This window comes from Gottschalkiaceae bacterium SANA, assembly GCA_036323355.1.
Taxonomy (GTDB): Bacteria; Bacillota; Clostridia; order Tissierellales; family GPF-1; genus GPF-1.
The window spans coordinates 318,352-341,652 of the sequence record AP028876.1; the positions used below are offsets into that span (position 1 = coordinate 318,352).

At 40.4% G+C, this 23,301-nt stretch carries 25 protein-coding genes; 20 read left to right on the forward strand and 5 right to left on the reverse strand.

Annotated elements, in window-relative coordinates:
• Positions 1-50 precede the first annotated feature (50 nt).
• Both AC25CA_RS01555 and AC25CA_RS01560 read right to left on the reverse strand, forming a co-directional pair.
• Positions 51-1,025 (reverse strand): 2-keto-3-deoxygluconate permease, encoded by a 975-nt coding sequence (locus tag AC25CA_RS01555; protein ID WP_486815284.1) that lies wholly within the window; start codon positions 1,023-1,025, stop codon positions 51-53.
• A gap of 10 nt (positions 1,026-1,035) precedes the next feature.
• Complete coding sequence (locus tag AC25CA_RS01560) at positions 1,036-1,785, reverse strand: SDR family NAD(P)-dependent oxidoreductase (protein WP_486815285.1); 750 nt, start codon at positions 1,783-1,785, stop codon at positions 1,036-1,038.
• A 171-nt stretch (positions 1,786-1,956) separates the two neighbouring features.
• Between AC25CA_RS01560 and AC25CA_RS01565 the strand changes: the two genes are divergently transcribed.
• Complete coding sequence (locus AC25CA_RS01565) at positions 1,957-3,159, forward strand: PucR family transcriptional regulator (protein WP_486815286.1); 1,203 nt, start codon at positions 1,957-1,959, stop codon at positions 3,157-3,159.
• 103 nt (positions 3,160-3,262) lie between these two features.
• Here the strand turns inward: AC25CA_RS01565 and AC25CA_RS01570 are convergent, their stop codons facing one another.
• Positions 3,263-4,252, reverse strand: a complete 990-nt coding sequence (locus AC25CA_RS01570; RefSeq protein ID WP_486815287.1) for a bile acid:sodium symporter family protein — start codon at positions 4,250-4,252, stop codon at positions 3,263-3,265.
• A 530-nt stretch (positions 4,253-4,782) separates the two neighbouring features.
• On the opposite strand from AC25CA_RS01570, the gene AC25CA_RS01575 reads away from it, so the two are divergent.
• From AC25CA_RS01575 to AC25CA_RS01605, 7 genes are all read left to right on the forward strand, one after another.
• Complete coding sequence (locus AC25CA_RS01575) at positions 4,783-6,090, forward strand: serpin family protein (protein WP_486815288.1); 1,308 nt, start codon at positions 4,783-4,785, stop codon at positions 6,088-6,090.
• A gap of 136 nt (positions 6,091-6,226) precedes the next feature.
• Positions 6,227-6,673 (forward strand): hypothetical protein, encoded by a 447-nt coding sequence (locus AC25CA_RS01580; RefSeq protein ID WP_486815289.1) that lies wholly within the window; start codon positions 6,227-6,229, stop codon positions 6,671-6,673.
• Positions 6,674-6,686: 13 nt separating this feature from the next.
• Positions 6,687-7,424: a DUF975 family protein gene (locus AC25CA_RS01585; RefSeq protein WP_486815290.1), complete on the forward strand. Its 738-nt coding sequence runs from the start codon at positions 6,687-6,689 to the stop codon at positions 7,422-7,424.
• A gap of 57 nt (positions 7,425-7,481) precedes the next feature.
• Positions 7,482-8,231 (forward strand): AAA family ATPase, encoded by a 750-nt coding sequence (locus tag AC25CA_RS01590; RefSeq protein ID WP_486815291.1) that lies wholly within the window; start codon positions 7,482-7,484, stop codon positions 8,229-8,231.
• A gap of 31 nt (positions 8,232-8,262) precedes the next feature.
• Positions 8,263-8,748 carry a tetratricopeptide repeat protein gene (locus AC25CA_RS01595; RefSeq protein ID WP_486815292.1) on the forward strand — a complete coding sequence of 162 codons (486 nt, stop codon included), beginning with the start codon at positions 8,263-8,265 and terminating at the stop codon, positions 8,746-8,748.
• A gap of 73 nt (positions 8,749-8,821) precedes the next feature.
• Positions 8,822-9,580 (forward strand): 4Fe-4S binding protein, encoded by a 759-nt coding sequence (locus AC25CA_RS01600; protein WP_486815293.1) that lies wholly within the window; start codon positions 8,822-8,824, stop codon positions 9,578-9,580.
• A 61-nt stretch (positions 9,581-9,641) separates the two neighbouring features.
• Positions 9,642-9,944, forward strand: coding sequence for a DUF3795 domain-containing protein (locus AC25CA_RS01605; RefSeq protein WP_486815294.1), 303 nt, complete (start codon positions 9,642-9,644; stop codon positions 9,942-9,944).
• Positions 9,945-9,990: 46 nt separating this feature from the next.
• Here the strand turns inward: AC25CA_RS01605 and corA are convergent, their stop codons facing one another.
• Entirely contained in the window at positions 9,991-11,034 is a 1,044-nt protein-coding gene (gene corA / locus AC25CA_RS01610) for a magnesium/cobalt transporter CorA (protein ID WP_486815295.1), read from the reverse strand.
• 163 nt (positions 11,035-11,197) lie between these two features.
• Between corA and AC25CA_RS01615 the strand changes: the two genes are divergently transcribed.
• From AC25CA_RS01615 to AC25CA_RS01660, 10 genes are all read left to right on the forward strand, one after another.
• Positions 11,198-12,517 (forward strand): NAD(P)H-dependent oxidoreductase, encoded by a 1,320-nt coding sequence (locus AC25CA_RS01615; protein WP_486815296.1) that lies wholly within the window; start codon positions 11,198-11,200, stop codon positions 12,515-12,517.
• Between the two features lie 182 nt (positions 12,518-12,699).
• Positions 12,700-13,467, forward strand: coding sequence for an ABC transporter ATP-binding protein (locus AC25CA_RS01620; RefSeq protein ID WP_486815297.1), 768 nt, complete (start codon positions 12,700-12,702; stop codon positions 13,465-13,467).
• Entirely contained in the window at positions 13,457-15,460 is a 2,004-nt protein-coding gene (locus tag AC25CA_RS01625) for an FtsX-like permease family protein (protein WP_486815298.1), read from the forward strand. The genes AC25CA_RS01620 and AC25CA_RS01625 overlap by 11 nt, the downstream gene beginning before the upstream one ends.
• Before the next feature lie 20 nt (positions 15,461-15,480).
• On the forward strand, positions 15,481-16,242 hold the full coding sequence (locus tag AC25CA_RS01630; RefSeq protein WP_486815299.1) for a DUF4184 family protein: 762 nt from the start codon (positions 15,481-15,483) through the stop codon (positions 16,240-16,242).
• A 258-nt stretch (positions 16,243-16,500) separates the two neighbouring features.
• On the forward strand, positions 16,501-17,499 hold the full coding sequence (locus tag AC25CA_RS01635; protein ID WP_486815300.1) for a sodium:calcium antiporter: 999 nt from the start codon (positions 16,501-16,503) through the stop codon (positions 17,497-17,499).
• Between the two features lie 131 nt (positions 17,500-17,630).
• The gene (locus AC25CA_RS01640) at positions 17,631-18,191 is read left to right on the forward strand and encodes a hypothetical protein (protein WP_486815301.1); all 561 of its coding nucleotides are present in this window, start codon (positions 17,631-17,633) and stop codon (positions 18,189-18,191) included.
• A gap of 84 nt (positions 18,192-18,275) precedes the next feature.
• Complete coding sequence (locus AC25CA_RS01645) at positions 18,276-18,827, forward strand: nucleoside/nucleotide kinase family protein (RefSeq protein ID WP_486815302.1); 552 nt, start codon at positions 18,276-18,278, stop codon at positions 18,825-18,827.
• Between the two features lie 12 nt (positions 18,828-18,839).
• Positions 18,840-19,742: a 5'-nucleotidase gene (locus AC25CA_RS01650; protein ID WP_486815303.1), complete on the forward strand. Its 903-nt coding sequence runs from the start codon at positions 18,840-18,842 to the stop codon at positions 19,740-19,742.
• A 27-nt stretch (positions 19,743-19,769) separates the two neighbouring features.
• Complete coding sequence (locus tag AC25CA_RS01655; protein WP_486815304.1) at positions 19,770-20,372, forward strand: NUDIX hydrolase; 603 nt, start codon at positions 19,770-19,772, stop codon at positions 20,370-20,372.
• Positions 20,369-20,779, forward strand: coding sequence for a hypothetical protein (locus tag AC25CA_RS01660; RefSeq protein WP_486815305.1), 411 nt, complete (start codon positions 20,369-20,371; stop codon positions 20,777-20,779). The genes AC25CA_RS01655 and AC25CA_RS01660 overlap by 4 nt, the downstream gene beginning before the upstream one ends.
• A 21-nt stretch (positions 20,780-20,800) precedes the next feature.
• Here the strand turns inward: AC25CA_RS01660 and AC25CA_RS01665 are convergent, their stop codons facing one another.
• On the reverse strand, positions 20,801-21,631 hold the full coding sequence (locus tag AC25CA_RS01665) for a carbohydrate-binding protein (RefSeq protein ID WP_486815306.1): 831 nt from the start codon (positions 21,629-21,631) through the stop codon (positions 20,801-20,803).
• A 106-nt stretch (positions 21,632-21,737) separates the two neighbouring features.
• Here AC25CA_RS01665 and AC25CA_RS01670 point away from each other — a divergent pair, with 106 nt between their 5' ends.
• Positions 21,738-22,379: a cyclase family protein gene (locus AC25CA_RS01670; RefSeq protein WP_486815307.1), complete on the forward strand. Its 642-nt coding sequence runs from the start codon at positions 21,738-21,740 to the stop codon at positions 22,377-22,379.
• A gap of 14 nt (positions 22,380-22,393) precedes the next feature.
• A complete protein-coding gene (locus AC25CA_RS01675) occupies positions 22,394-23,281 on the forward strand; it encodes a hypothetical protein (protein WP_486815308.1) in 888 nt (295 codons plus the stop codon).
• Positions 23,282-23,301: the final 20 nt, after the last annotated feature.

The window sequence follows — 23,301 nt, forward strand, 5'->3', positions numbered from 1 at the left end:
AAGAACTCACTTGCGTGAGTTCTTTCTTTGTTGTTAGCTTTTATATTTGATTAAGCGGCTACTTTCTTTGTATTTACCTTGGTGTTTTCCAGTTTTTTTAGATTTCTCTTATGAACCCATCCGGTGATTAAGGGAGCTAAAAATGCGGTGAGGATAACAGACGCTGCGATTTGAGAAGTCGCAATGGGGGCAATGGCTGCAAAAGCAGGATCAACAGCAGCCAATGCCGCGGGATTGGCGACACCACTTGCTGCGTTGGAAGAGATTGCAGCACCAGCAACACCAGTACCTCCGGTAATCTTATCCATCATAATGGTGATTGCTCCAATAACCACAGATGAAATAACTCCCAATAAGATTCCTTGAACGCCGCCCTGGAATAATTGAGTGAAACTCATGTTTGCACCTAAAGCGAATCCGACAACGATAATGCATCCTGGATAGCATACAGATAAAATTTCTTTTAAGTATGAGAATGCAGCACCCAAGACGATCCCCAAAACAAGTGGTAAAATACATCCAATAATGGACCAGATTGAAATGGATGCCAAACCAGCAGATGAAAGGGCAATCATTGTAACGATTGGTCCAACAGACAAAATGGTAATGCCAACGGCTCCTTTTTCAGCATCGGTACCATATTCTGCTGTGATGCCAGAGTATAGTGCGTTATTCGCTACTGAAACACCACCGATGATGGCAAGAGAAGACAATCCAAAGAAATTATCCTTAAACACGAAGGCAACTAGCAAGCCAAGTCCTACGGAAGCCAATACCTTTGTCGCAATGACAATGCCGCCTCTTTTGATAGCTTGAGGTGTTGAACGAATATCCAAACTAGCACCTAAGAAGAACAAGAAGATGCCCACGAGTGCCGCAGTGCCGCCTTTTATTGCTGTTAAGAATCCGCCCATATTTAGAAATTGAGGGATAAAGGAATTTAATATCACACCGATAACCATGGGGTAGATAATTAAATCGCCAGGAATTCGAGGAATTTTAAAACCTTTTTTTGTAGTCGTCATAATTTTTCTCCTAATCTAGAACAATCCCACCGTCGCAGTCGCCAATTTCACCATTGACGAAACTTGCTGCATCGCTTGCAAAGAATAAAATCATTTGAGCGATTTCATAAGGCTCCGCCGCTCTTCGAAGAGGAATCATATTAATAATCAAATCATTTTTTTCTTTATCTTCTGCCAATGATTGGGTCATAGCAGTATGAGTGAAAGACGGGCATACTGCATTACAACTAATTCCGTATTTTCCACCTTCTTTTGCGATGGCTTTCGTTAGCCCATTCACCCCAGCTTTACTTGATGCATAAGCGGCAGTACCCAACAATCCACCACCGATCTTTCCTGCAACGGACGATACGTTGACGATTCTTCCCCCGCCATTTTTCATGAAGTAGGGATAGATTTCGCTACACGTACTATAAGTTCCTGTTAAATTGATTCTAATCGTTCTCTCCCATTCCTCATCCGATATATCTTCGAATTTTGCTTTAGAGATGATGCCACCTACATTGATCAGTCCGTCAATTTTATCATGTTCAGCACAAACGGTATTTATGACTTCTCTGCAGTTTTTGCAGTCACCAAGATCAATCTTATAGAATGTTGCATGACCATTAAACTCTTTAGCGGTTGCTTCTCCCTTTTCACTGTTCAGATCTAGGATGACAACATCGCCGCCACCTTCAACGATTCCCTTTGCAGTTTCTTTCCCAATTCCCTGTGCTGCGCCTGTAACAATAATTGTTTTCTCTTTAAAATTAAACATAGTTTATATCTCGCTCTCTTATAATCAAAATGAATTAACACTCCTGCAGGGATAGTTAAAAAATAAACAATTTGCTCACAAGCAAATGATACCATTTACTCGGTTGTAGGCAAATGGTATAATGGCCTGAAAGTATAGAAGGTTTTTGTGCTGAGCGCACAAGGGGGAGTTATGAACAAAGAAATAATAATTGATGCGGTTTTACAAGGCGAACCACTGGATCAATTGGTTGATATGGTGGGGCTGCTACTGGATAATCCGATTGTTATCATCGGACAGTCTTTTGAAATTGTTTCCTATACTCGGAATTTTGAGGTTGAGAATGAACTGTGGTTAAACGCGGTAAAGCGAGGATTTATCACACTAGAATTTGGCGCTACACTCAACAATTGGGATCAGTTCGTTGCTGAGGGGCAGGCGTATATTGATTTCTCGAAAATTGATAATCAAAATAAGCGGAGATTCTATCAAATCACCTATCAGGATTGTGTGATCGGTTATCTAAATGTACTGGAGTGCAATCATCAATTAGATAAGAATAAGGCGGAGGATTATGAGTTTGCTTGTAAGGTGATTGCCAAGGAATTATTTTTACAAAAGGAGCGATATCATCCTGATTCAAATGTTCAGGATGAAGATATTCTATTGGATTTGTATTATGAGCGATTTAAGTCAAAAGAGCATCTTTTTCATCGTGCTTCACATTTAGATATCTATCATTTTGGTATTTATCAAGTGATCACGTCGGATATTAGCGAACTGATCTCCTATAATGTTGAAACGGACAATCTGAAGAATGAGTTAAAAGGGTTACTCGGAGATTCAGTGATTATTATTGTGGGACATATTTTAGCGATTCTATTGTGCGGGAGAACGTTTAAAAGCGATATTCAAATCAATAAATTTTTAATTCAAAGCAAACTTGAATTCAATGTTTCAAATGTTTTTACGGAACTGTATGATTTTAAAATCTATTTTTCAAAAGCCCGAGAAGCAAGAACTTTGAAAAAGTATCTGACAAACAAATCGAGAATTGTTTTTTACAATGATATCAAGCTCTATGAGACATTGTCGCTTGCGCTCGATAAAGTCGATTATTTAGATTTGGTGGATAGTAGGATTATAAAAATACAGTTGTTTGATTTAGTGAATGGGACAAGTTATTTGGAAACAATCAGATCCTATTTGGAAAATGAAAAGTCTGTTCAAGCGGTAGCGGAAAGTCTTTATATCCATCGCAACACGGTGAATTATCGGATAAAAAAAATAAAAGAGTTATTCAATATTAACTTTGATAATTATGATCAACTGGTGCAATTGTATATTTCCACGAAACTTTTGATGATCAATGAGTCAAAAAAGAATAAGGACTAGTCCTTATTCTTTTTGTTTGTCCTATGGAATTGTTCAGAGCCATTAAGTCCATTGGTAATTTTAAAGCGGGATCCTTCGTTGAATGTGAGTCAATCAGTGACGACTATGCTTGATTTGAACGCGACTTCATTTTGCACATCCTTGAAGTTTGGCGCTTGTCGAGTTGAATATATAAACCGGCAAGCAAAGTTCCAGAGATTGAGTGCCACACGCAGCTTACAGCCGCCGCAACAGCTGCCATTGGATATGCGGCAAAGTGGGCTGAAGCTAAGTTTGTTGCTAATCCAGCATTTTGCATACCCACTTCAATTGAAATGGTTCTCCTCTTGGGCATTGACATGTTAAAGAGTTTTCCCACACTATATCCGGCTAGATAACCCAAAGTATTGTGACAGAAAATTGCAATGAAAATTATCAAACCTGATTGGAAAAAGGAAGTTCCTACAGCTGCGATGACACCGCCAACGATTAGTGCCAAACCAATGACGGAAACGCCAGGCATGACTTGTCGAAGATCGGAAAACCAGTCTTTTTCACCAAAAAAGTAGTTGAATCCAAAGCCTAATAGAATCGGTAAAATCGTGACTTGAACAATTGAAACAAACATGCCAAGTCCATCGATATTAACGCTTTGCCCTGCCAATTTCAACATCAAGAGAGGGGTTAAAACAGGAGAAATCAGTGTTGAAACGGTGGTCATACCGACAGAAAAGGCAACATCTCCTTTGCATAAGAAGGACATGATGTTTGATGATACGCCACCAGGACAACAGCCGACTAGGATTAAGCCGATTGCAATTTCAGTTGGCAAATGAAGCAATTTTGTAATCGAGAATGCGAGTATGGGCATGATGGTGTATTGAGCCAATGAACCAATTAAAATATCCAGTGGTCTTTGTGCCAAAATTGAAAAATCCTTTGTGGACAAGGTCATTCCCATTGTTAACATGATTAGTCCTAAAATTAATGTTTGTGTATTCCCTTTTACCCAGGAAAAAGTCGATGGTAATACAAAGGCTAATATGGCAATTAATATTACGAATAGTGAAGTTTGATCCGATAAAAATTTACTGAGTTTTTTTAAGCTATTCATATAAATCTCTCCTTTTGTGGAAGAGTATAGACTTAAATTAAATTTTTAACAAGCCCTATTTTGAAAGGAAGTGGGATTGTATAGATCATACGACACTCACATTATGTTTATCTAATTGGAAAATTACCCAACATAAGTATCTTGTTTTTTGAATAAAATTTAATAAAAGAGGAAAATATTGAGCTGGAAGATTAATGGAATTTGGAACAATAAAATTTTGGTTTTTAACTTGAAGAATCAAAATTTTATGGAATGCTACTAATTTCAGACTAAAAATTTATGGTAAGAGGGATCAAAATATCCTCGTGAAAAGAGCGAAATCGAGCAATGAAATAAACGTTTTCCTCAAGGGCGGAAAAGAGAAATTTTTGAAGCGTTTTGCCAGCAAAAACAGGTTCGAATAGAAGGGAAATAAGGTGGAGAAAAAAGTACTTAAACAGTAAAAAATTGGAACATTTAATGCAATGAATCGTCATAATGAATAGAGGTAGTAATTCTTAACGAATTGACGAGGAAGTAAGGAGAAGATTATGAAAAAAATGAGTGTAGTTTTATTTGTACTTGTGGTACTTTTATGGTTGACGGGGTGTACGCAGACGGAGAGGGTACCTGTTGAAAAGGTGGATTTTAAAAATGTTACAGTGGGAACACCGGTGTATCCGGAGGGGGTTGGGGTCGAAGATTTTGATGGAAAGCAAGCAATCTGGGATACTAATATCGTTGAAGATGAGTTTTATGAGGCCTTGGATCAATTTGCTTATAAGACCGCAGCACAGGTTCTATCGGAGTCGGATGAAAATCAATTGTACAGTCCAATCAGTTTGTATCTTGCGACAGCATTAGCGACGGTGGGCGCAGAGGGAGAAACACAGAAAGAGTTACTTGATTTATTGGGCGTTGATGATTCTGAAGTTCTGGCTAGGCAGTGCGGGAACTTTTATCGATTACTTTACACAGACAACGAAATCGCACAATTAAAAATAGCGAACTCCTTGTGGTTAGATAAGAAAACCAGTGATGGAGACATACAGTTCAATGATACGTATTTGAATGTTGCAAAGAATGATTTTTACGCTTCTGTTTATGATGTTGATTTTTCGAATCCAGACACAGGTCTTCTGATGGGACAATGGATTGCTGAACAAACGAATGGAACTTTGTCCTATAAATTTGAACCAAATGAAGCACAGATTATGAGCATCCTAAATACGATTTATTTTTATGATGAATGGACAGACGGTTTCAACACTGAAAAAACAGAGGAAGATCAATTTCATTTGGCAAATGGTGATACGGTTAATTGTGATTTTATGAATGCGGACTTTGGGTCTCATGGATTTGAAAAGGGCGAGGGCTATATGCGTAGTTCATTGGGATTGAAAGAAGCGGGGAGGATGACTTTTATCCTTCCCGATCAAGACGTCTCGATTCAAGATCTTCTTGCTACACCCGAGCGGATTCAATCGATTTTCACAGAAGGCGACCATCAAACCGGCCAAGTGATCTGGCAGATTCCAAAATTCACCTACGGTTCCAGTATGGATTTAGTTGAAACAATGAAAGTTTTGGGGGTAAATTGCGCTTTTGAAGCGGATGCAGACTTTTCGAAGATGGTTGAGGGATCGGCGTTTATCTCGGGTATTCAGCAAAACACCCATATCGGCATTGATGAAAACGGTGTTGAGGCATCGGCCTATACAGAAATCACTTATTGCGGTGCTTGTCCGCCGGAAGGAAAAGTGGAAATGATTCTAGATCGACCCTTTATCTTTGCTATCAAGTCTCAATATGGGGATCTGTTGTTTATAGGTGTGTGTATGAATCCGAGTCAAGTATAGGAACATAAAAGCCGGATCGGGAGATCTGGCTTTTTTATGAATTTGAATTTGAATTTGAATGAAATGATATAATCATAAGAAGAAAGAAAAAGTGTATGTGAAATTGAAAAGGTCAAAATATAGGGAGAAAAGAAAAATGAAAAAAGGAAAGCTTTTACTGTTTGCATTTTCACCTTTCTTGGTAGGGATTGCAATGAATGGCATGATGGTTAAGTGGAACTGGTATGGAGTATCCATGACCTTGATCAGCCTTATTTTTTCAGTATACTGGATATACGGCGGGTATCGTTCTTTCGAATGCAGCAAAACCAGACTGATATCCAATTTGCTGGGAAATGGATTCGCAATCGTTAGTATCGGGCTAATTCTACTTCAGTGGGGTTTATTGGGGCGATTCATGATGAATTTTATGGGTTCTGCGCCACAGATGTTTTTTCTTCCCACGGTTAGACTGGTGGCGATGCTCCGGCGTGTTCTATTCTTTCTACCAATGAATAGCACTTTCGGAATATTAAGTACGGCCTTTTTATTCATGTTATTGTTATATAATATTGGATATACGCTTCGGGTGAAAAAAGGATAAAGGAGGATCAGTTATGTGGTCAAGAGTCGAACTGAAAACCAGAGCGAAAGAGGTACTAAGGAAGTATTATTGGAAGATGTTTGCAGTCAGTATGATCCTTTTATTTGTCGGTGGGCGTGATGGCGGCGGTGGTAGCAACAATAATCAAAATCAACAAGATGCTGTAAAATTACTACCGGAAGAGATTGCCTATTGGATCTTAAAATATATGTTGATTATCGGATCAATCTTCTTTATTCTATGGGCATTGCGAGTTTTTATTGGTTATGCATTAGAAATTGGGTGTCGTAAGTTTTATGTTCGTACGGCGGAAGATGATTGTGATATGGGATATATCGGGCATTATTTCAAAGATGGTCGCTATTCAGGGGTTGTTGGAACCATGTTTTTGAGAAGTATTTATTTGATTTTGTGGACTTTGCTTTTTATTATTCCAGGTATTATTAAATCTTATGCGTATCGCATGGTGCCCTATATCTTGGCGGATAATCCATCAATCGGAGCAAGTCGTGCCATTGAACTCAGCAATGAAATGACAAATGGTGAGAAATTGGACATGTTTGTATTAGATCTTTCCTTTATCGGTTGGTACCTGCTGGGGCTCTTGGCATTGGGAATTGGCGTTTTGTTTGTCATGCCCTATGAGGATGCAACCAAGGCAGAGTTGTACTTGCATCTACGGGAAAGAGCGGTAGAGAGGGGTAGTGTATCCCTGGAAGAACTGAATCTTGTAGCAGTTTCTGAGTGGTAAAAAATCAGCATGGAAGACTTGAAAAGGGATAGTTTCTAAGGAGTGTGGGTGAGGGAAATGCTAGAAAAAGGATTCAATCAATATATTCGATCCATTCGATGCGAGAAAAAGTCGAAGGAACAAGTAAATTATCCATTCAATTTAGAAGCGGTTCGTGCTTTGTCCGAGATTGAATTACATCCCAATGTGACTTTTTTAGTTGGAGAAAATGGAAGTGGAAAATCTACCTTGTTGGAAGCTGTTGCAGTTGCCTATGGCTTTAATCCCGAGGGAGGAAGTAAGAATTTTAACTTTCATACCAAGGAAACCCACTCCAGATTGGCGGATGATTTGAAGCTTTCAAAAGGTGTGATTCAACCTAAGGATGGTTTTTTTTTACGGGCTGAAAGCTTCTATAATGTCGCTTCGAATATCGATGACTTAGATCAAGGTGGCGGTGGAATGCCGATCATAGCCTCTTATGGAGGCGTATCTCTTCATCAGCAATCCCATGGCGAGTCTTTTATGGCGCTTCTGCTACATCGTTTCGGTGGAAACGGGCTCTATATCCTAGATGAGCCGGAAGCCGCCTTGTCTCCAACCCGTCAGCTGGCATTATTGAGAAGAATTCACGAACTGGTTGAAGCCGACTCGCAGTTTATTATTGCGACTCACTCGCCAATTCTTATGAGTTACCCTCATGCAAAAATACTACTGGTGGAAGACGGATATCGTCAGGTATCGTATGAAGAAACGGAACATGTGCAAGTAATGAAAGCTTTCATGGCATGTCCCGAGCGGACACTGCGATATATTTTAAACGAGTAGAAGAATAAAACAAAGGATTACTTAGGAGAAAATGATGGAAGATATTCTCAACAAAGCAATTAAACTTAGAGAAATCGGGGAACTTGAGAAAGCCAATACAATTCTCGTTGAGTTGACTACGAGATATCCGAATCACGCCGTTGTGAATTATCAATGCGCGTGGAGTTTTGATGTTCTTGGGTTAGAGAAAGAAGCGATTCCTTATTATGAGAAGGCAATTGAATTAGGTTTGCCAGAAAAAGATTTAAAAGAAGCGTATTTGGGATTAGGCAGTACATATCGAACAATTGGTGAATATGACAAATCGAAAAAACTTCTTTTGGAAGGTATCGATCGATATGAGAATAATGGGTTAAAGGTTTTTTTATCGATGGCTCTTTATAACTTAGGTGAACATACAGAAGCCATGCGACTTTTACTTTCGATTATTGCTGAAACATCAGCCGATGAAAGTGTAATCACATATAAAAAAGCAATTGAGTATTATTCGATTCGGTTGGATGAAGTGTGGGAATGAGGGAAAACTGGTTTATTTTGAACAGTACAGAAAAGTAAAATTGGAATGATGAAGGATAATAGGAGGAGTAGTCATGAATCGAATCATAAAATTACATTTTTCACCTAATGGTGGAACCAAGGCGGCGGTAGATGACCTTGCAGCAGGATTTACTGCCAAAGAAATTGTTGAAATTGATATGACAGTTCCAGCAAATCGAAAGACGGATTGGACCTTTAAAGAAAGTGATTTGGTCTTGGCGGGCATGCCGGTATATTCAGGCCGACTACCAGCAATCTCTGCGGAGATTTTTAAGATGTTGCAAGGAAACAAGGCAAAGACCATTGCAATTGCTTCATACGGTAATCGCCATTATGACGATGCACTTTTGGAATTGACCAATGAGCTTGATGCAAAGGGATTTCGAGTGGTTGCTGCAGGAGCTGTGATTGCAGAGCATTGCTTGGAAATCAGCGTAGCGGCTAAGCGACCGGATGCGGTGGATCGAGCAAAATTATTGGAGATCGCAGGACTAGTGAACGCAAAACTGGAAGCCAATAACGATCAACAACCAGAAGTATATGGGAATATTCCATACAAAGAATTGAAGGCAACGCCAACTCCGATTGGGAATGATGACTGCGATCAATGCGGATTGTGTGCCAAAAATTGTCCGACTGAAGCAATTGATTTTTCAGACGGGAGAAAGACAGATCCAGAAAAGTGCATCTATTGTGCACGTTGCATTAATATTTGTCCCAAGGGGGCTCGATCGACTGAAAAACTTGTAGGCACCAAGCAGTGGTTGATTGAAAATTGCAGCGAGCGCCGAGAGATGGAGTGGTTCTTGTAGGGGATAAATTTCAATGAAACGGATTATTCTGTCATAGGGAAAAGGAGTAGAGGAGAAGCGAATGGATGCAAATTTGATGGCATATTGCGGCACGTATTGTGGGGTATGCGAATGGAAGGAAAAAATGAATTGCCAAGGGTGTAAGAAACATGCTGGAGAAGTTTTTTGGGGGACTTGTAAAATTGCTTCCTGTGCGATTTCAAAAAACTTGTCTCATTGTGGAGAATGTGAGCAATTGCCCTGCGAAAATTTGACTGCAGCCCATAATACGGAAGGTCATTCAGATAATGGAGAGCGGCTGACCAACTTGAAAAAATGGGCAAAAGGGGAAAACTCAAAATTAAAGGTTACGCCAAAAAAGTAAATGAAAAGCTCGATTCATTAGGAAATACGAATCGAGCTTTTTTTGTTTAGAACCATTTTTTCCGTTTGAAGACCATGAGCATGGTGGCAGCCATGATAAGACAAGCGAGGAGAAAGAAAACGAACCCCTGCGTTGATTCAGTCCCTGGTAAGGAGCGGAAGTTCATGCCGAATACACCGGCTAAAAAGGAAAGGGGAATAAAGACGGCTGAGAAAATGGTGAGGGTTGTCATGATGGAGTTCATTTGATTGCTGAGCTCTGATAATTGCTGATCATGTAAACTAGTTGCCAACTCCCGAATGCTAAGAAGTTGTTCGGCAGTTTGCAGTAAATTATCATAAGCGTCTTGAAAATAAGGTAGCACCTCTTCCGTGATGAGTTGATGCTTAGAATTCATAACCCTTGGCAAGGCGATTTTCATGGGGAAAATAGCACTTTTTAATTGGGTGAGTTCTTTTCGGAGCGGATACAAAGAATCTGCTGTCACTTTCTTTTGATCAAGAAAATTTGCTTCATACGCGTCAAACTGTTGTGTTAGAATCGACAAGGTATCCGAGTAATGATCGACGATAGAATCAATCAAGGCGAAATAAAGGTAGTCGCCCTTCATGGTACGAAGAATGCCTTGATTTTTTTCGAGGCGGGTACGAACAGAATGGAAAACATCGCCTTCATTTTCTTGAAAACTGATCACCCAATTATCAATTAAAAGCAGCGAAATATGTTCATGCTCGATTTGTTTCTCTTTCATGTAGATCATCTTCCAGACTGAGAAGAGAAGATCATCATCGGATTGCATTTTGCTATATTGGGACACATTAACGATATCCTCAAGAATTAATGGATCGATGGAAAATCGAGTGCCTATGTCTTGAATGACCTTGGTGTGTGACAAGCCCGTGACGTTTAGCCATTTAATCTTGTCATCGTCTGGAATACCGGACAGGTCATCGATGATTTCCTTGGTCCAATGATCTGCCTTGTATTGGTACAAAACCATGCTAAGGGGGACATCGGCATAGGTTCCCGTGTAGGTGATAGTGCCTGGCGCTTGATTTTTTACAGATGGATTTGCTTGTGTGATCATCATAGCCTCCTTGAATGCTTGTTATCATTTTACCCGAAGAAAATATTCATAATCGATAGATGGGAAAATTTGTGAATGCATATGGGATCGGAGATAGAGAATCGTTTAGGCTGGCGAGAATATGATAAAGTATAAGGAGACTATGAGGACAAAGGGGAAGAGGAAGATGAATCGAATTGTGGTACTTAATGGCAGCCCAAAGGGGAAAGACAGCATCACCTATCAATACGTGCGCTATCTGCAGGTTGTTAAACCTAATGTTGAGGTGACCACTTTTCATATCGGCCAAACTATTCAAAGTCTGGAACGGCATAAGGAAAAACTGGATGAGATAGCAAACCTTATTCGTCAAGCTGATCTTGTTTTATGGCTTTATCCAGTGTACACCTTCTCGGTTCCGTATCAAGTGGTGCGATGGATTGAATTGATGAACGCCTATGGTCATGCGGATGCATTTTCGGGGAAGTGGATGAGCCAAATTGCAACTTCTCGTCATTTTTACGATCATACGGCATATCGATACATAGAAGAGATAGGGAAAGACTGGAAGATGCATTCCATTCCTGGTCACCTTGCGGATATGCAGGATCTCTTGAAGCCGCAGGGCCAAGCTCGATTTGAAGCCTATCTTGAGGAATTGGACTGGGAAATGGCTTTGGAAAAGCCCCAGGAGGACGTCTCTTCATTAAAGATTAGTTTGATTACCGATTTGCGGGAAGAAGATTCAGAACTTCAAAAAATGATACAAATTTTCCGAAAAAATACAAAAGCGAAGATTCAAGTATTGAATCTGAACGAGATATCGATTAAATCTGGATGCTTGGGTTGCTTGAACTGCACCTTATCTGGGGAATGCATCATCAAAGATGATTTTCAAGAGAGTTTGAATATCTATGTTCAAAATTCGGATGCCATTGTCTATGCAGGAACCATGGAGAATCATTGGTTTCGAAGCGTGTGGAAAAAGTTTGATGATCGGCAGTTTAGCAATGGACACCGCATGAGTATTGGAGGCCGTCCGGTTGGATATTTAATCGCAGGGGCGAAAGAAAACGAGAATAACTTTCTTGATGTGCTAAAGGCGAGGGCTCAAGTGGGTCATGTTTATCTTTGTGGGATTGTTAGCAACCAATTCGAGGGAGATATTCAGAAAAAGATTGAAATCCTGACAAAGAAAATGGAGTGGGCCATGGTTCGTCATCCGGAGCGACCTGTGAATTTTCAAGGTGTAGGCGGTATGCGTGTTTTTCGAGATTTGATCTATGAATCGCGTGGCTTTATGAAAGAAGATCATAAATTCTATCGAGAAAATGATCTTTATGACTTCCCTCATAAGAAGAAAAGTACAATTTTTCAGGGATATATAATTGGATGGATGATGAAAATTCCAGCGATACGGCGAAAGGTCTTGCCGAGTTTAAAACAAACGATGATTAAACCCTATGACAAAATTTTTGAAGAAAGAAGAGTCAAAAATGAAAAATAATTGATGAAGTAAAATGCAATTGAATAGAAATTTTGAAGGGCGGGAGACCGTTTCTTTTCTTGTTGTAACGGCAAGTTAAATCCTTTTGTCTGGAAAGGTAAGGCGGGTGTAAGAAATCGTTATGAGGGAGAAAAGAACTACAAGATATACTAATCCCATAAGAATAGGAATGGGAGGAAATTATGAAAAAAATCTTGCAAGTTCGGAAAATGGAAAAAACATACGGGAAACGCGGGAATATTACCAAAGCGGTTGATGGAATCAGCTTTGATGTTGCCGAGGGTGAATATATTGGAATTATGGGTGCGTCGGGAAGTGGAAAGACAACACTCTTGAATTGCATTTCTACGATTGACACCATTACAGGAGGTTCAATTACCATTAATGATTGTGATGTAACGGGTTTATCCGCAAAAAAACTTTCTGCTTTCCGACGGGAACAATTAGGTTTTATTTTTCAGGACTTTAATCTTTTAGATACATTAACGGCGTTTGAGAATATTGCATTGGCTTTGACAATTATGAAATGTCCAGCAGCGGACATAAAAAAAAGAGTGGAAGCAGCAGCAGAAAGGCTTGAGATTCAAGATGTATTGGGAAAATATCCCTATCAAATGTCTGGCGGACAAAAACAGCGGGTTGCAGCTGCGCGAGCAATCGTAACAGAGCCTGCTATGATCCTAGCTGATGAACCCACAGGTGCATTGGATTCGAAATCGGCGAAGATGTTGATGAAAAGTTTTGAAAAGATGAATGAACAAATGAACGCCACCATTTTAATGGTAACCCATGATGCCTTTACAGCAAGCTATTGCAAGCGAATCCTATTCATTAAGGATGGACGGCTTTTTCATGAAATCGACCGGGGTTTGGCGAGTCGGAAAGATTTTTTTAACGAGATCATTGATGTGGTTTCCTTGTTAGGGGGGGACAACAGCGATGTACTTTAAACTAGCGAGAAAAAATGTTAAAAAAAGCATTAAGGATTTTGCGGTTTACTTCTTGACCTTGGTTTTTGGTGTTAGTGTTTTTTATATGTTTAATTCCCTTGATGCACAGCAGGAACTGATGGCATTTACAGAATCACAGCAATCTATCTTGGTTGCTTTGACTAACATTCTGGCGTATTTTTCGGTTTTTGTATCTATAGTTCTGGGATTTTTAATTGTATACGCCAATGGATTTTTAATTCGAAGACGGAAACAAGAATTGGGCATGTACATGTTACTTGGGATGGAAAAATGGAAAATTGCTCGGGTATTGATTTATGAAACCATGATCATTGGCGTAGTTGCCTTGGGCGTTGGATTGGGATTAGGAACGGTACTTTCTCAGTTGATGTCGATATTCACTGCCATGCTTTTTGAAGTGAACATGACGGGGTTTCATTTTATATTCTCTTTGGGAGGTGCAGGGAAGGCAATCATGTATTTTGGATTGATCTTTGCAATTGCGGTGTTGTTCAGCGCCGTATCGATTTCAAGATATAAGCTGATTGACCTTTTCCAAGCGAGCAGAAAGAATGAAGAACTGAAAATTCGAAGCTTGAAAGCATCCATTGTAATCTTCGTGATCGCGATTGTCTGTTTGGTGTCTGCATATGCCTTGATCTTAAAAAATGGATTGCTGGACATTGGTTTTATGTTTACCCTGTCGATTCTTTTGGGTTCAATTGGAACATTCTTGTTCTTTATGTCATTGTCAGGTTTTATGCTTCGTATGGTACAGGCCAATTCGAAACTGTATTTCAAAAATTTAAATATGTTTGTCTTGCGACAAATAAACAGCAAGATTAATACAACGTACGTATCCATGACCATTGTCTGTTTGGTATTGTTATTGACGATCGGTACCTTTTCAAGCGGTATGGGTATTTCTATGGCAGTCTCAAAAGATTTGACCAAAGAAAATCCGTATGAATATACGTTGACGAATTATTGGGTCGAGGAGGAGCCGTCGGAAGCGATTTTAGACCTTGTGAACCGCCAATGGGGACAGGATGCTTATGGCGAAGTGACTGTTGTACGCGAATACGATTCAGGTATTGCTTTCTCGGAACTTCCTGGAGCAAAGAAAGCGAATTTTGATTTTGCAGAAATGGGAGATATGCGTCCCTTAGTCATTTCGTTGTCGGATTTAAATGGCTTGAGGAAGATGAACGGACAGGAATCAATCCAACTGGCTTCTGGAGAAGTTGCTTTTCTAAGTACGAATCAAGATATGAAAAATGCTTTTGAAGAGATCTTTACGGCGGATGCTTCGGTTCCGTTGGCGAACCAAACTTTTGCACTTCAATCGCTATCATTTTTAGACACGCCGTTGGAGTTGGGATTTGCAATGGGTAATTTTGGAACCTTTGTATTGCGAGATGACGAGCTGCCGGCACTTAAGTTGGAACAGCAGAGTGCGAATTTCAATTTTGAAGATGAAGTACAGGCCAGAGAATTTGATGCGAAGGTGGCGGCATGGCTGAAACAAACAGAGCCGAGACCGAATTATTTTTCTCGTTCGCGCACCGAGATTTATGATGCTAGCGTATCGACGCGCACAATTCTATCTTTTCTGTCCATTTATTTGGGATTTGTCTTCTTGATTACCTGTGCGGCCATACTTGCTCTTCAGCAGTTGTCGGAAGCGGCGGACAATCGGGAGCGCTACGAATTACTTCGAAAGATCGGTACGGAAAAGAAAATGATTAATCAGTCGATTTTCTTTCAAGTGTTTTTGTACTTTATGATGCCTCTGGGGCTGGCGATAGTTCACTCCATCGTTGGATTGAAGGTAGCCAATGATGTTATTCGTATGGTGGGCGAAATGGATATTGTGGGTAATCTCTTGATAACGGCCGTATTTATTCTTGTTATTTATGGTGGATATTTCTTGGCGACATACTTGGGTGTGAAGGCAATAGTGGCCCCAAAATTTGGTAGAACGAGGGAATAGAACAAGTAAGGAGACTCTTTATGGCATTTACCTTTGCGCACCCAGCAGCAGTACTACCTCTGCAAAAACAAAAGAATAGATTTCACTTTACTGCGCTCGTTCTGGGCTCCATGGCGCCAGATTTTGAATATTTCCTTTTCGTGAAGCCTTTTCAAGTTGCGGGGCATACTTTAGCGGGTTTGTTTACAACAAATCTGCCCTTGGTATTTATTGTTTGGCTGATCTATGAAATTTTTGTTCGGGATCCATTTTTGAGATATTTGCCGGAGCCGCTTTGGAAGGGAGCACAGCAATATCGCCGTGCTCCTCAAGCGATTCGTCATGGTCGTGAGGCTTGGATGTTTGTTTATTCCGCGTTATTAGGTATGTTGACACATATCGTTTGGGACAGCTTCACGCATCGATCGGGCCTAATGGTTGAAGCAATTCCAGTGTTGAAGCAAGGGCTTCTAATAGCAGGAAGTCAAATTCCAGTTTATAAAATATTACAGCATGCTAGTACTTTAATTGGTTTTTTCGTTATTGCTTGGTTTCTTAATGAGAAGTTAAAGGTTGATCTTCCTCCTGTTCGAACACGGACTGAGAGAATGATGGCTGGGGTATATTGGGGTGCAGTACTCATTGCTAGTGGATTTTTTTATATTGGATTGACTCTTTTCTTTTATCATGGAAGCATTGGTGGCTTGGTTATGCGAATTTTGGATAGTGGTTTATTGGGCCTTGTTTGCATTTCGATGGTTGATCGATTTTGGGGGACAAGGAGATCGGGGCATCGCAATTGAGTAAAATGATAAAATATTGGTAATAAACTTGCATTATCTTGTCATTGTGGGTAGAATAGGAGAGTATTAATAAAGTAATTGATTAGAGGGAGTAACTATCCTTGAAAGATAAGGAATCAAAGTCGTCATTACGGAAGCAATTCCCGGCTTTGGTGGCATATTTATGTCATGTGAGACTCTACAATTAACGGTCCCGTTAATTGTAGGTCTTTTTTTGTGGAAAAGACCTCAAGGCGGTGCATAAAGGAGAGAAACAAAATGAATGAATTAGTAATGCATAATTTAGAACTATGGCCATCTATTATTCTCTTTGGCATTATTGCGGTGAGTCTATTCTTTTTAAGTCGTGGTGCGGATTTACTTGTCGATCAAGCTGTCAGTTTATCGGTTCATTGGGGTGTACCAAAAATGGTGATTGGTGCTACCATCGTTTCCTTGGGAACGACCTTGCCGGAAGCGAGTGTTTCTGTCATGGCAGCCATGAATGGAAACCCTGATATGGCATTAGGAAATGCGATTGGATCGATTATTGCCGATACCAGTTTGATAATTGGTTTGGCGGCGCTCATGGGTCATCTAGTTGTCGACAGAAAAACGATTTTGCGACAAGGGAAGGTTCAATTGGGTGCAGGGATCTTGCTTGCTGTCGTTTGTTTGCCGATTTTCTCAGCCGGTGCTTCCGGTCAGATTTATCAATGGATGGGATTTGTATTTCTTGCTCTTTTAGTTGCATATATTTATATTTCTATGAAATGGGCAAAAACAGCAAGTGCGAGCCCTCATGGGTTTGAAGAGGAAAATACAGCGCTTTGGATTCAAATCATCAAATTGCTGGTCGGTGTTGTCATGGTAATTGGATCATCTCAGGTGTTGATTCCTGCCGTTGAAATTATTGCGACCCGCATGGGAATTCCACAAAGCGTGATAGCGGCAACTCTTGTGGCCTTTGGAACGAGCTTGCCGGAATTGGTGACTGCGATTTCAGCAGTGAAAAAAGGTCATGGTGAATTAGCTATCGGCAATATTATTGGAGCGGATATTTTAAATGTATTATTTGTAGTAGGAAGTGCAGCTGCGGTAACCAAGGGTGGTTTGGTTGTACCAACTAGTTTCTACCAGATTCAGATTCCGACGATGTTGATTTCTTTGGGATTATTTCGCTATTTTTCTCGAGGAAGAAAAGCCTTTATTGCCAAGCGAGAAGGTGTGGTTTTACTCGTCATCTATGTGGTTTATCTGATTCTCAATTATGTATAAAAAGCGGGCCAAGTTTGGCTTGCTTTTTTTATGGCCAAGAAATAGGACTCGAATTTCTTAGCTGATTTGTGGTATAATTGCAAACAGTATTTAAAAAGTGAATTAGAAAAAAGAAGGTAAGGGGCAGTAGAATGAAAGCAGAATTATTGAAAGTAAAAGGAACATGGCGAGAAGTTGCCGATTCCGCGCGTACAACAATTCATCGGGATGCTGGAGTCAAGGAACCGAGTTCTTCTTGGAAAAGACGAATTCTTTTGGCGGAACATTCTCCCATTCGTCAATTGTCTGTCAGTGCGAAATGGACGGATTTGAAGTATTGGGTATCGGTGCATATTGTGCGTCATAAATTTGGCATTGAGCATTTTGTTCGCACGCAACGAACGGATCGAACGGGTGTGGAGCGTAATGATCTACCTCAGGGAAACGAAGTGGAGCATGAAATTCTGGTCAATGCGCAGGCAATGATTTCCATTTCGCGCAAGCGTCTTTGCAGCGCAGCTTCAAAAGAGACGAGAGAAGCCTGGGTTGGCATATTGGACAGTATCAAGGATGTGGAACCGGAATTATATCATGCATGTGTGCCCGACTGCGTATATCGCGGTTGGTGCTATGAGTTTAAGTCATGTGGATATCATCAAACAGAAGATTTTCAAAAAGCGCTTCAAGCATATCGACAAGGAATCAATGATTAAGACAGCCGAAAGGCTGTTTTTTGTATATTTAGGAAATGGGAATGGTATAATAAAAACAAAGACAGAGAGAAATTGGAGGAGTAGATGATTCATTTTATTGTGGTCATTGGACCCAGTGCTGCAGGAAAATCAACGATTAAAAACCGTCTTGGATATTCTACGGTCACAACATGGACCTCAAGGTTGCCGCGTGAAGGGGAAAAACATGGGATTGATTACTTCTTTGCTACACAGGAAGAAATGCTGAAGAGAATGGCGTCAGGTTTTTTTCTTGAGATGACGGAATATGATGGAAATTATTATGCAACCAGTCTGCAATCGCTAGAGTCTATTGTTCTAAAAAAAGAGACCGTAACCCTTGCTGTTGATCTTCATGGAATTGAAGAATTGAAGAGGCATTTTGGGGACCAGGTGTTTGCGCTCGGATTGTACATTTCAAAAGAGAGCTGCCGAGTTCGGCTAGAAGAGCGGAATGAGGGTGGTGTAGAAGAACGATTGAAGAATTACGAGGATGAAATCATGGGCGTGTTGGCTCACAGTGATTTGATTATCAATAACGAGAAGGAAAGATGGGAACGAATTCCTTTGCTTCTTGATGGAATAAGGGCCATGGTGAAGGATTCAATGAAGGAATAGAAAGGAGTCTGTATGTCATATAAATTGACGAATAAATTGGTCGTAGCGATTTCGTCGCGAGCCTTATTTGATTTGGAAATGGAAAATTCCATTTATGAAAATGAGGGATTGTCTGCTTATACAGAACATCAAATTACTCATGAGGATGAGCTTCTGAAACCAGGAACGGCTTATTCATTGGTACAAGCCTTACTTGATTTGAATCATTTGGGAAAGGAAGCCCAAGTAGAAGTGATAATATTGTCTAGGAACAGTCCAAGTACCGGATTGCGCGTATTTAATTCCATTGAGAAGAAGGAATTGAATATCAAGCGCGCGGCTTTTACCGGAGGCGAAAAGATTTCGCACTATTTGAATGCGTTAGAGGTGGATTTGTTTTTGTCAAAAAACAAAGAGGATGTACAAGATGCCATTGATGCTGGATTTGCAGCTGCTCGTTTATATGATGCACCAAAGGATTTTCATCCAAACGAAAATCAGATTCGCATAGCTTTTGATGGTGATGCCGTAATTTTTTCAGAGGAGTCTGAGGCGATCTACAAAGAAAGGGGATTGGATGCCTTCGCGGCAAATGAAAAAGAGTTTGCAAGTGATCCTCTTTCTGAAGGTCCATTCGCAAAGTTCCTATTGACCCTATCCAAGATCAAAAAAGAGGAGCCGAAACGGATTCGAATTGCCTTGGTAACATCGCGTAACTCACCCGCCCATAAGCGGGCAATTTTGACCTTACGGAAGTGGGGCGTGGATGTAGATGAAGCCTTTTTTTTAGGTGGTGTTGGCAAGACGGACATATTAAAAGCGTTTAATGCACATATATTTTTTGATGATCAAGAAATTCATTTGGACTCTGCATCGGAAGAGATTCCTTCTGGTAAGGTTCCTTACCCATCGGATTCTAAGCTGAATAACGTGTAGAAGAATGTGGAAGAAAGAAGGGGAAATATGGGATATTTTGAAATCATCGAGCGGTATCAAACGAAGAGTGAGCAAGAGGAACAAGATCGGTTTTTGATGTTGGAACAAATGGATTTGACCGGTAATAAAATTTTGACGAGAGAAAACGAGGCGGCTCATATGACGAGTTCGGCTGTTATTCTAAACCCCGCCTTGGACAAGATGCTGATGATTCATCATAAGATATATGACACATGGACATGGACCGGAGGGCACGCTGACGGTGAGGACAATCCATTGGGGACGGCGATCCGCGAAGCTCGGGAAGAAACTGGGATTGAAAAAATGATGCCCTTAAGTAAGGATCCGATCTCGATTGAAGTATTGCCTGTTTTTGGACATCAGAAAAAAGGTGCCTACGTTTCAACTCATTTGCATTTCAATACGTCATTTGTGCTGATTGCAGAAGAAACGGAGTTATTGGTTTTGAATGAAGAAGAGACAAATGGGGTTCAATGGGTTCCAGTCGTTAAGATTGGCGAGTATTCGAATGAACCGATGCTAATAGAAATTTATCAAAAAATTATTCGATTTGCACAATCAGCATACAAAAGCAAGGCGCGTCAGAATGGGATGGAGGGAAAGCTATGAAGCATTGGGTCTATCCAGCGAATCCAAAAATATTTCTATTGGAAGAAGCTTTTCATGCAGAGGAAATTTTTTGGCCTATCAGCAGTAAGGTGTCGGTTGATGACACCGTATATATTTATGCCGGAGCGCCTTATAAGCGAATTTTGTTCCGAACAAGAATTATAGCGATTGACTTGCCTCCTGAGAATGCAAGGGAGTTTGGGAATGAATTTGTAAGAATTGAAGGGAAGGCACCTAATAAAATGTACATGAAATTGGTGCTAGAGCAAGAGTTTGAGCCAAAAGCTCTGAGTCCGCTCTCTTTCTCCGTGATGAAGGAAAATGGTTTGAAGGGCAGCATTATGGGGCCGCAATGCCTGGAAAACAATCCGGAATTGTTTGCATATATCGAAAAAATGCGTAAATAAAAAACTGGATAAAATATCCAGTTAATTAATCAATTCCCATACATTTGCAGTTCCAGGTGTATCATTTTTCGTATACCATTTTGCACGATAAGTGTGATTATTGTACTCTACGGTATTTCCTGTTTGATATACATTAAAGTTGCGCCACTCAGCTGTGATTTCATCCCAAGTGCCGGATAAGTTGCCTGGAGCAGGGGCGCCAGGATTAATATACTCACGAGCTTTGAATTGTGCACCATTATGAGTGACGATGGCACCAGCATCATATTGATTGAAATTGCGCCATTCATCGGTGATTTCATTCCAAGGATTACCTAAAAGACCTGGTTCGTCATTGGTCCAATAACGCGCTTCAAAGACGCGACCTTGATGGATGACACGATCGCCGCCATTATAGTGATCCTGATTTGGATCCCATTCTGGGTGATCCGGTAAATCATCGTCTCCATTTTCATCTTCATCCTCATCTTCGTCTGTGTTTTCATCTTGACCGGACGATGTTGTATCGTATGCGATATACCATCGATTATCTTCTTTAGCCCAATGTATGTTGGTTACTACATTAAAGTGGACGGGGAAAATCAGACTAGTTAGATTATCCAGGGAATCTTGAAAATTACTGGCATTTTGTTCGATAGATACATCGAAGGAATGAGTCTTGTTCATGGACAAGTAATGATCTTCGGTATTTTCTACAAGGGCAATCGTTGCAAGATCGGCACGAAGCTCTGATTTGCTTCTCACTTCCATATAGTTTGGTACTGAGATCGCAAGAATCAAGCCTAAAATGGCTAGAGTGATAATTAATTCAATTAAGGTAAATCCTTTGGGTATTCGTTTATAAGCCTTCATAGGTTTATCATATCTAAACAAACTGCATTTGAAACACATTTTGTTTGGTTTTAAGTTTTTTTAAGAATTGAAAGACGGTTCGAAAGGATAAGAAGGTGGAAAAAATATGAAAATGTTTATTGATTGTAGCCATCTAATTGAAGAAGGGATGCCGGTTTATCCGGGAACGGAAGGCCCCACTCTTTTGCAGGCCTGCACGATTGAGGAGGTGGGATTTCGAGAAAAGAAATGGACCATGTATTCTCATATGGGGACCCATATGGATGCACCAGCGCATATGATTGCGGATGGAAAGACTTTAGATCAGTTTTCTGTTGAGAAGTTTATGGGCCGGGGAATGATACTGGATGTGCGGGAGTGTACGGCAAAGGAAATTCCATTGGGCCGTCTTCAAGCCTATGAAAGCATTTTGAAAAAAGTTGATTATGTTTTGATTCAGACAGGATGGGAGTTGTTTTGGGGCAGTGAGCAATATGTCGGAAGTTTTCCCGCCTTGTCGATTGAAGCGGCGGAGTATATGATGCAATTCAATTTGAAAGGGATCGGTGTTGATGCCATTTCAATCGATTTAATGGATACAGAAAGCTTTCCGATTCATAAAATTCTTCTTGAAAATGATCTGGTCATTATTGAAAATCTAAAGAATATGAGTTTACTTGAAGGTCAGTTCGATTTTTACGCTTTTCCCTTGAATGTCGAGGATGCAGATGGATCACCAATCCGAGCAATTGCTGTGGTTGAGGAATAGAAAGGAGAATTGCTATGCATATTGGTTTTATGATCCAGAATGAATCCATGTTAGCTCATGGGAAACTTTTGATGCGGAGTTTGGAGAAGACGAAGTCTGAATCAATCCGGATTATGGTGCCGGAAACAGAAATGGATCTGGTTCAGGAATTGCGCGCCGCGTATCCAGAACCGAATATCTTGGTTATGCCCTTTTCTATTCCTGAGCGATATCGAAAATTTCCTTTTGTAGACAAACTTTTAGGGGCAGCAGAAGCGGAAAACACAGTAGAAGGAACACTTCTTTGGATGGATACAGATAGTATCGTATTTGAAGATTTGAGTGTACTTGAATTGAATGAGAGTGTGGTATTTGCCTATCGGCCTGTTGATAAGAAGCTTGTCGGTTGTGAAGAGGGAGAACCGTTGACCGCTTTTTGGCAACAAATTTATAGTGCTTTTGAGTTGGAGGATGACTTTGCGCCGATGAAAACCGGGGTGGAAGAATTGAATATTCGTCCGTATTTTAATGCGGGATTTTTTATCTTACGAACAGAGCGGGGAATTTTACAGTTTTGGAGAGATCGTTTCTTTACCATTATCGAGCATGAAGCTATGCATGCCTATTTTGAAGACCATGTACTCTTTAAAATTTTTATCCATCAGGCGGTTCTTACAGGGGCTGTTTTGGCAAGTACAAGAGAAAGTGAACGGAAATTATTGCCTGAAAAAGTTAATTATCCCATTTACTTTCACGACCAGCATCCGATCCATGATTCGGTTCATACTTCAGATGATCTGATTAGCTGTCGCTATGACACGTATTTCAATCAGGAACTGGAGGAGCAGAACTTTATCTTCTCGGACTCGGTTGAGCCATGGATTGATGCAGAAGCCTTGAAACTTGGATGGTTTTACGAATAAAAAAGCATCCCTCTGGGGCA

Coding starts and splice junctions, on each gene's coding strand:
- AC25CA_RS01555 (WP_486815284.1), bottom strand. CDS start 1,025: ATGACGACTACAAAAAAAGGTTTTAAAATTCCTCGAATTCCTGGCGAT.
- AC25CA_RS01560 (WP_486815285.1), bottom strand. CDS start 1,785: ATGTTTAATTTTAAAGAGAAAACAATTATTGTTACAGGCGCAGCACAG.
- AC25CA_RS01565 (WP_486815286.1), top strand. CDS start 1,957: ATGAACAAAGAAATAATAATTGATGCGGTTTTACAAGGCGAACCACTG.
- AC25CA_RS01570 (WP_486815287.1), bottom strand. CDS start 4,252: ATGAATAGCTTAAAAAAACTCAGTAAATTTTTATCGGATCAAACTTCA.
- AC25CA_RS01575 (WP_486815288.1), top strand. CDS start 4,783: ATGAAAAAAATGAGTGTAGTTTTATTTGTACTTGTGGTACTTTTATGG.
- AC25CA_RS01580 (WP_486815289.1), top strand. CDS start 6,227: ATGAAAAAAGGAAAGCTTTTACTGTTTGCATTTTCACCTTTCTTGGTA.
- AC25CA_RS01585 (WP_486815290.1), top strand. CDS start 6,687: ATGTGGTCAAGAGTCGAACTGAAAACCAGAGCGAAAGAGGTACTAAGG.
- AC25CA_RS01590 (WP_486815291.1), top strand. CDS start 7,482: ATGCTAGAAAAAGGATTCAATCAATATATTCGATCCATTCGATGCGAG.
- AC25CA_RS01595 (WP_486815292.1), top strand. CDS start 8,263: ATGATGGAAGATATTCTCAACAAAGCAATTAAACTTAGAGAAATCGGG.
- AC25CA_RS01600 (WP_486815293.1), top strand. CDS start 8,822: ATGAATCGAATCATAAAATTACATTTTTCACCTAATGGTGGAACCAAG.
- AC25CA_RS01605 (WP_486815294.1), top strand. CDS start 9,642: ATGGATGCAAATTTGATGGCATATTGCGGCACGTATTGTGGGGTATGC.
- corA (WP_486815295.1), bottom strand. CDS start 11,034: ATGATGATCACACAAGCAAATCCATCTGTAAAAAATCAAGCGCCAGGC.
- AC25CA_RS01615 (WP_486815296.1), top strand. CDS start 11,198: ATGAATCGAATTGTGGTACTTAATGGCAGCCCAAAGGGGAAAGACAGC.
- AC25CA_RS01620 (WP_486815297.1), top strand. CDS start 12,700: ATGAAAAAAATCTTGCAAGTTCGGAAAATGGAAAAAACATACGGGAAA.
- AC25CA_RS01625 (WP_486815298.1), top strand. CDS start 13,457: ATGTACTTTAAACTAGCGAGAAAAAATGTTAAAAAAAGCATTAAGGAT.
- AC25CA_RS01630 (WP_486815299.1), top strand. CDS start 15,481: ATGGCATTTACCTTTGCGCACCCAGCAGCAGTACTACCTCTGCAAAAA.
- AC25CA_RS01635 (WP_486815300.1), top strand. CDS start 16,501: ATGAATGAATTAGTAATGCATAATTTAGAACTATGGCCATCTATTATT.
- AC25CA_RS01640 (WP_486815301.1), top strand. CDS start 17,631: ATGAAAGCAGAATTATTGAAAGTAAAAGGAACATGGCGAGAAGTTGCC.
- AC25CA_RS01645 (WP_486815302.1), top strand. CDS start 18,276: ATGATTCATTTTATTGTGGTCATTGGACCCAGTGCTGCAGGAAAATCA.
- AC25CA_RS01650 (WP_486815303.1), top strand. CDS start 18,840: ATGTCATATAAATTGACGAATAAATTGGTCGTAGCGATTTCGTCGCGA.
- AC25CA_RS01655 (WP_486815304.1), top strand. CDS start 19,770: ATGGGATATTTTGAAATCATCGAGCGGTATCAAACGAAGAGTGAGCAA.
- AC25CA_RS01660 (WP_486815305.1), top strand. CDS start 20,369: ATGAAGCATTGGGTCTATCCAGCGAATCCAAAAATATTTCTATTGGAA.
- AC25CA_RS01665 (WP_486815306.1), bottom strand. CDS start 21,631: ATGAAGGCTTATAAACGAATACCCAAAGGATTTACCTTAATTGAATTA.
- AC25CA_RS01670 (WP_486815307.1), top strand. CDS start 21,738: ATGAAAATGTTTATTGATTGTAGCCATCTAATTGAAGAAGGGATGCCG.
- AC25CA_RS01675 (WP_486815308.1), top strand. CDS start 22,394: ATGCATATTGGTTTTATGATCCAGAATGAATCCATGTTAGCTCATGGG.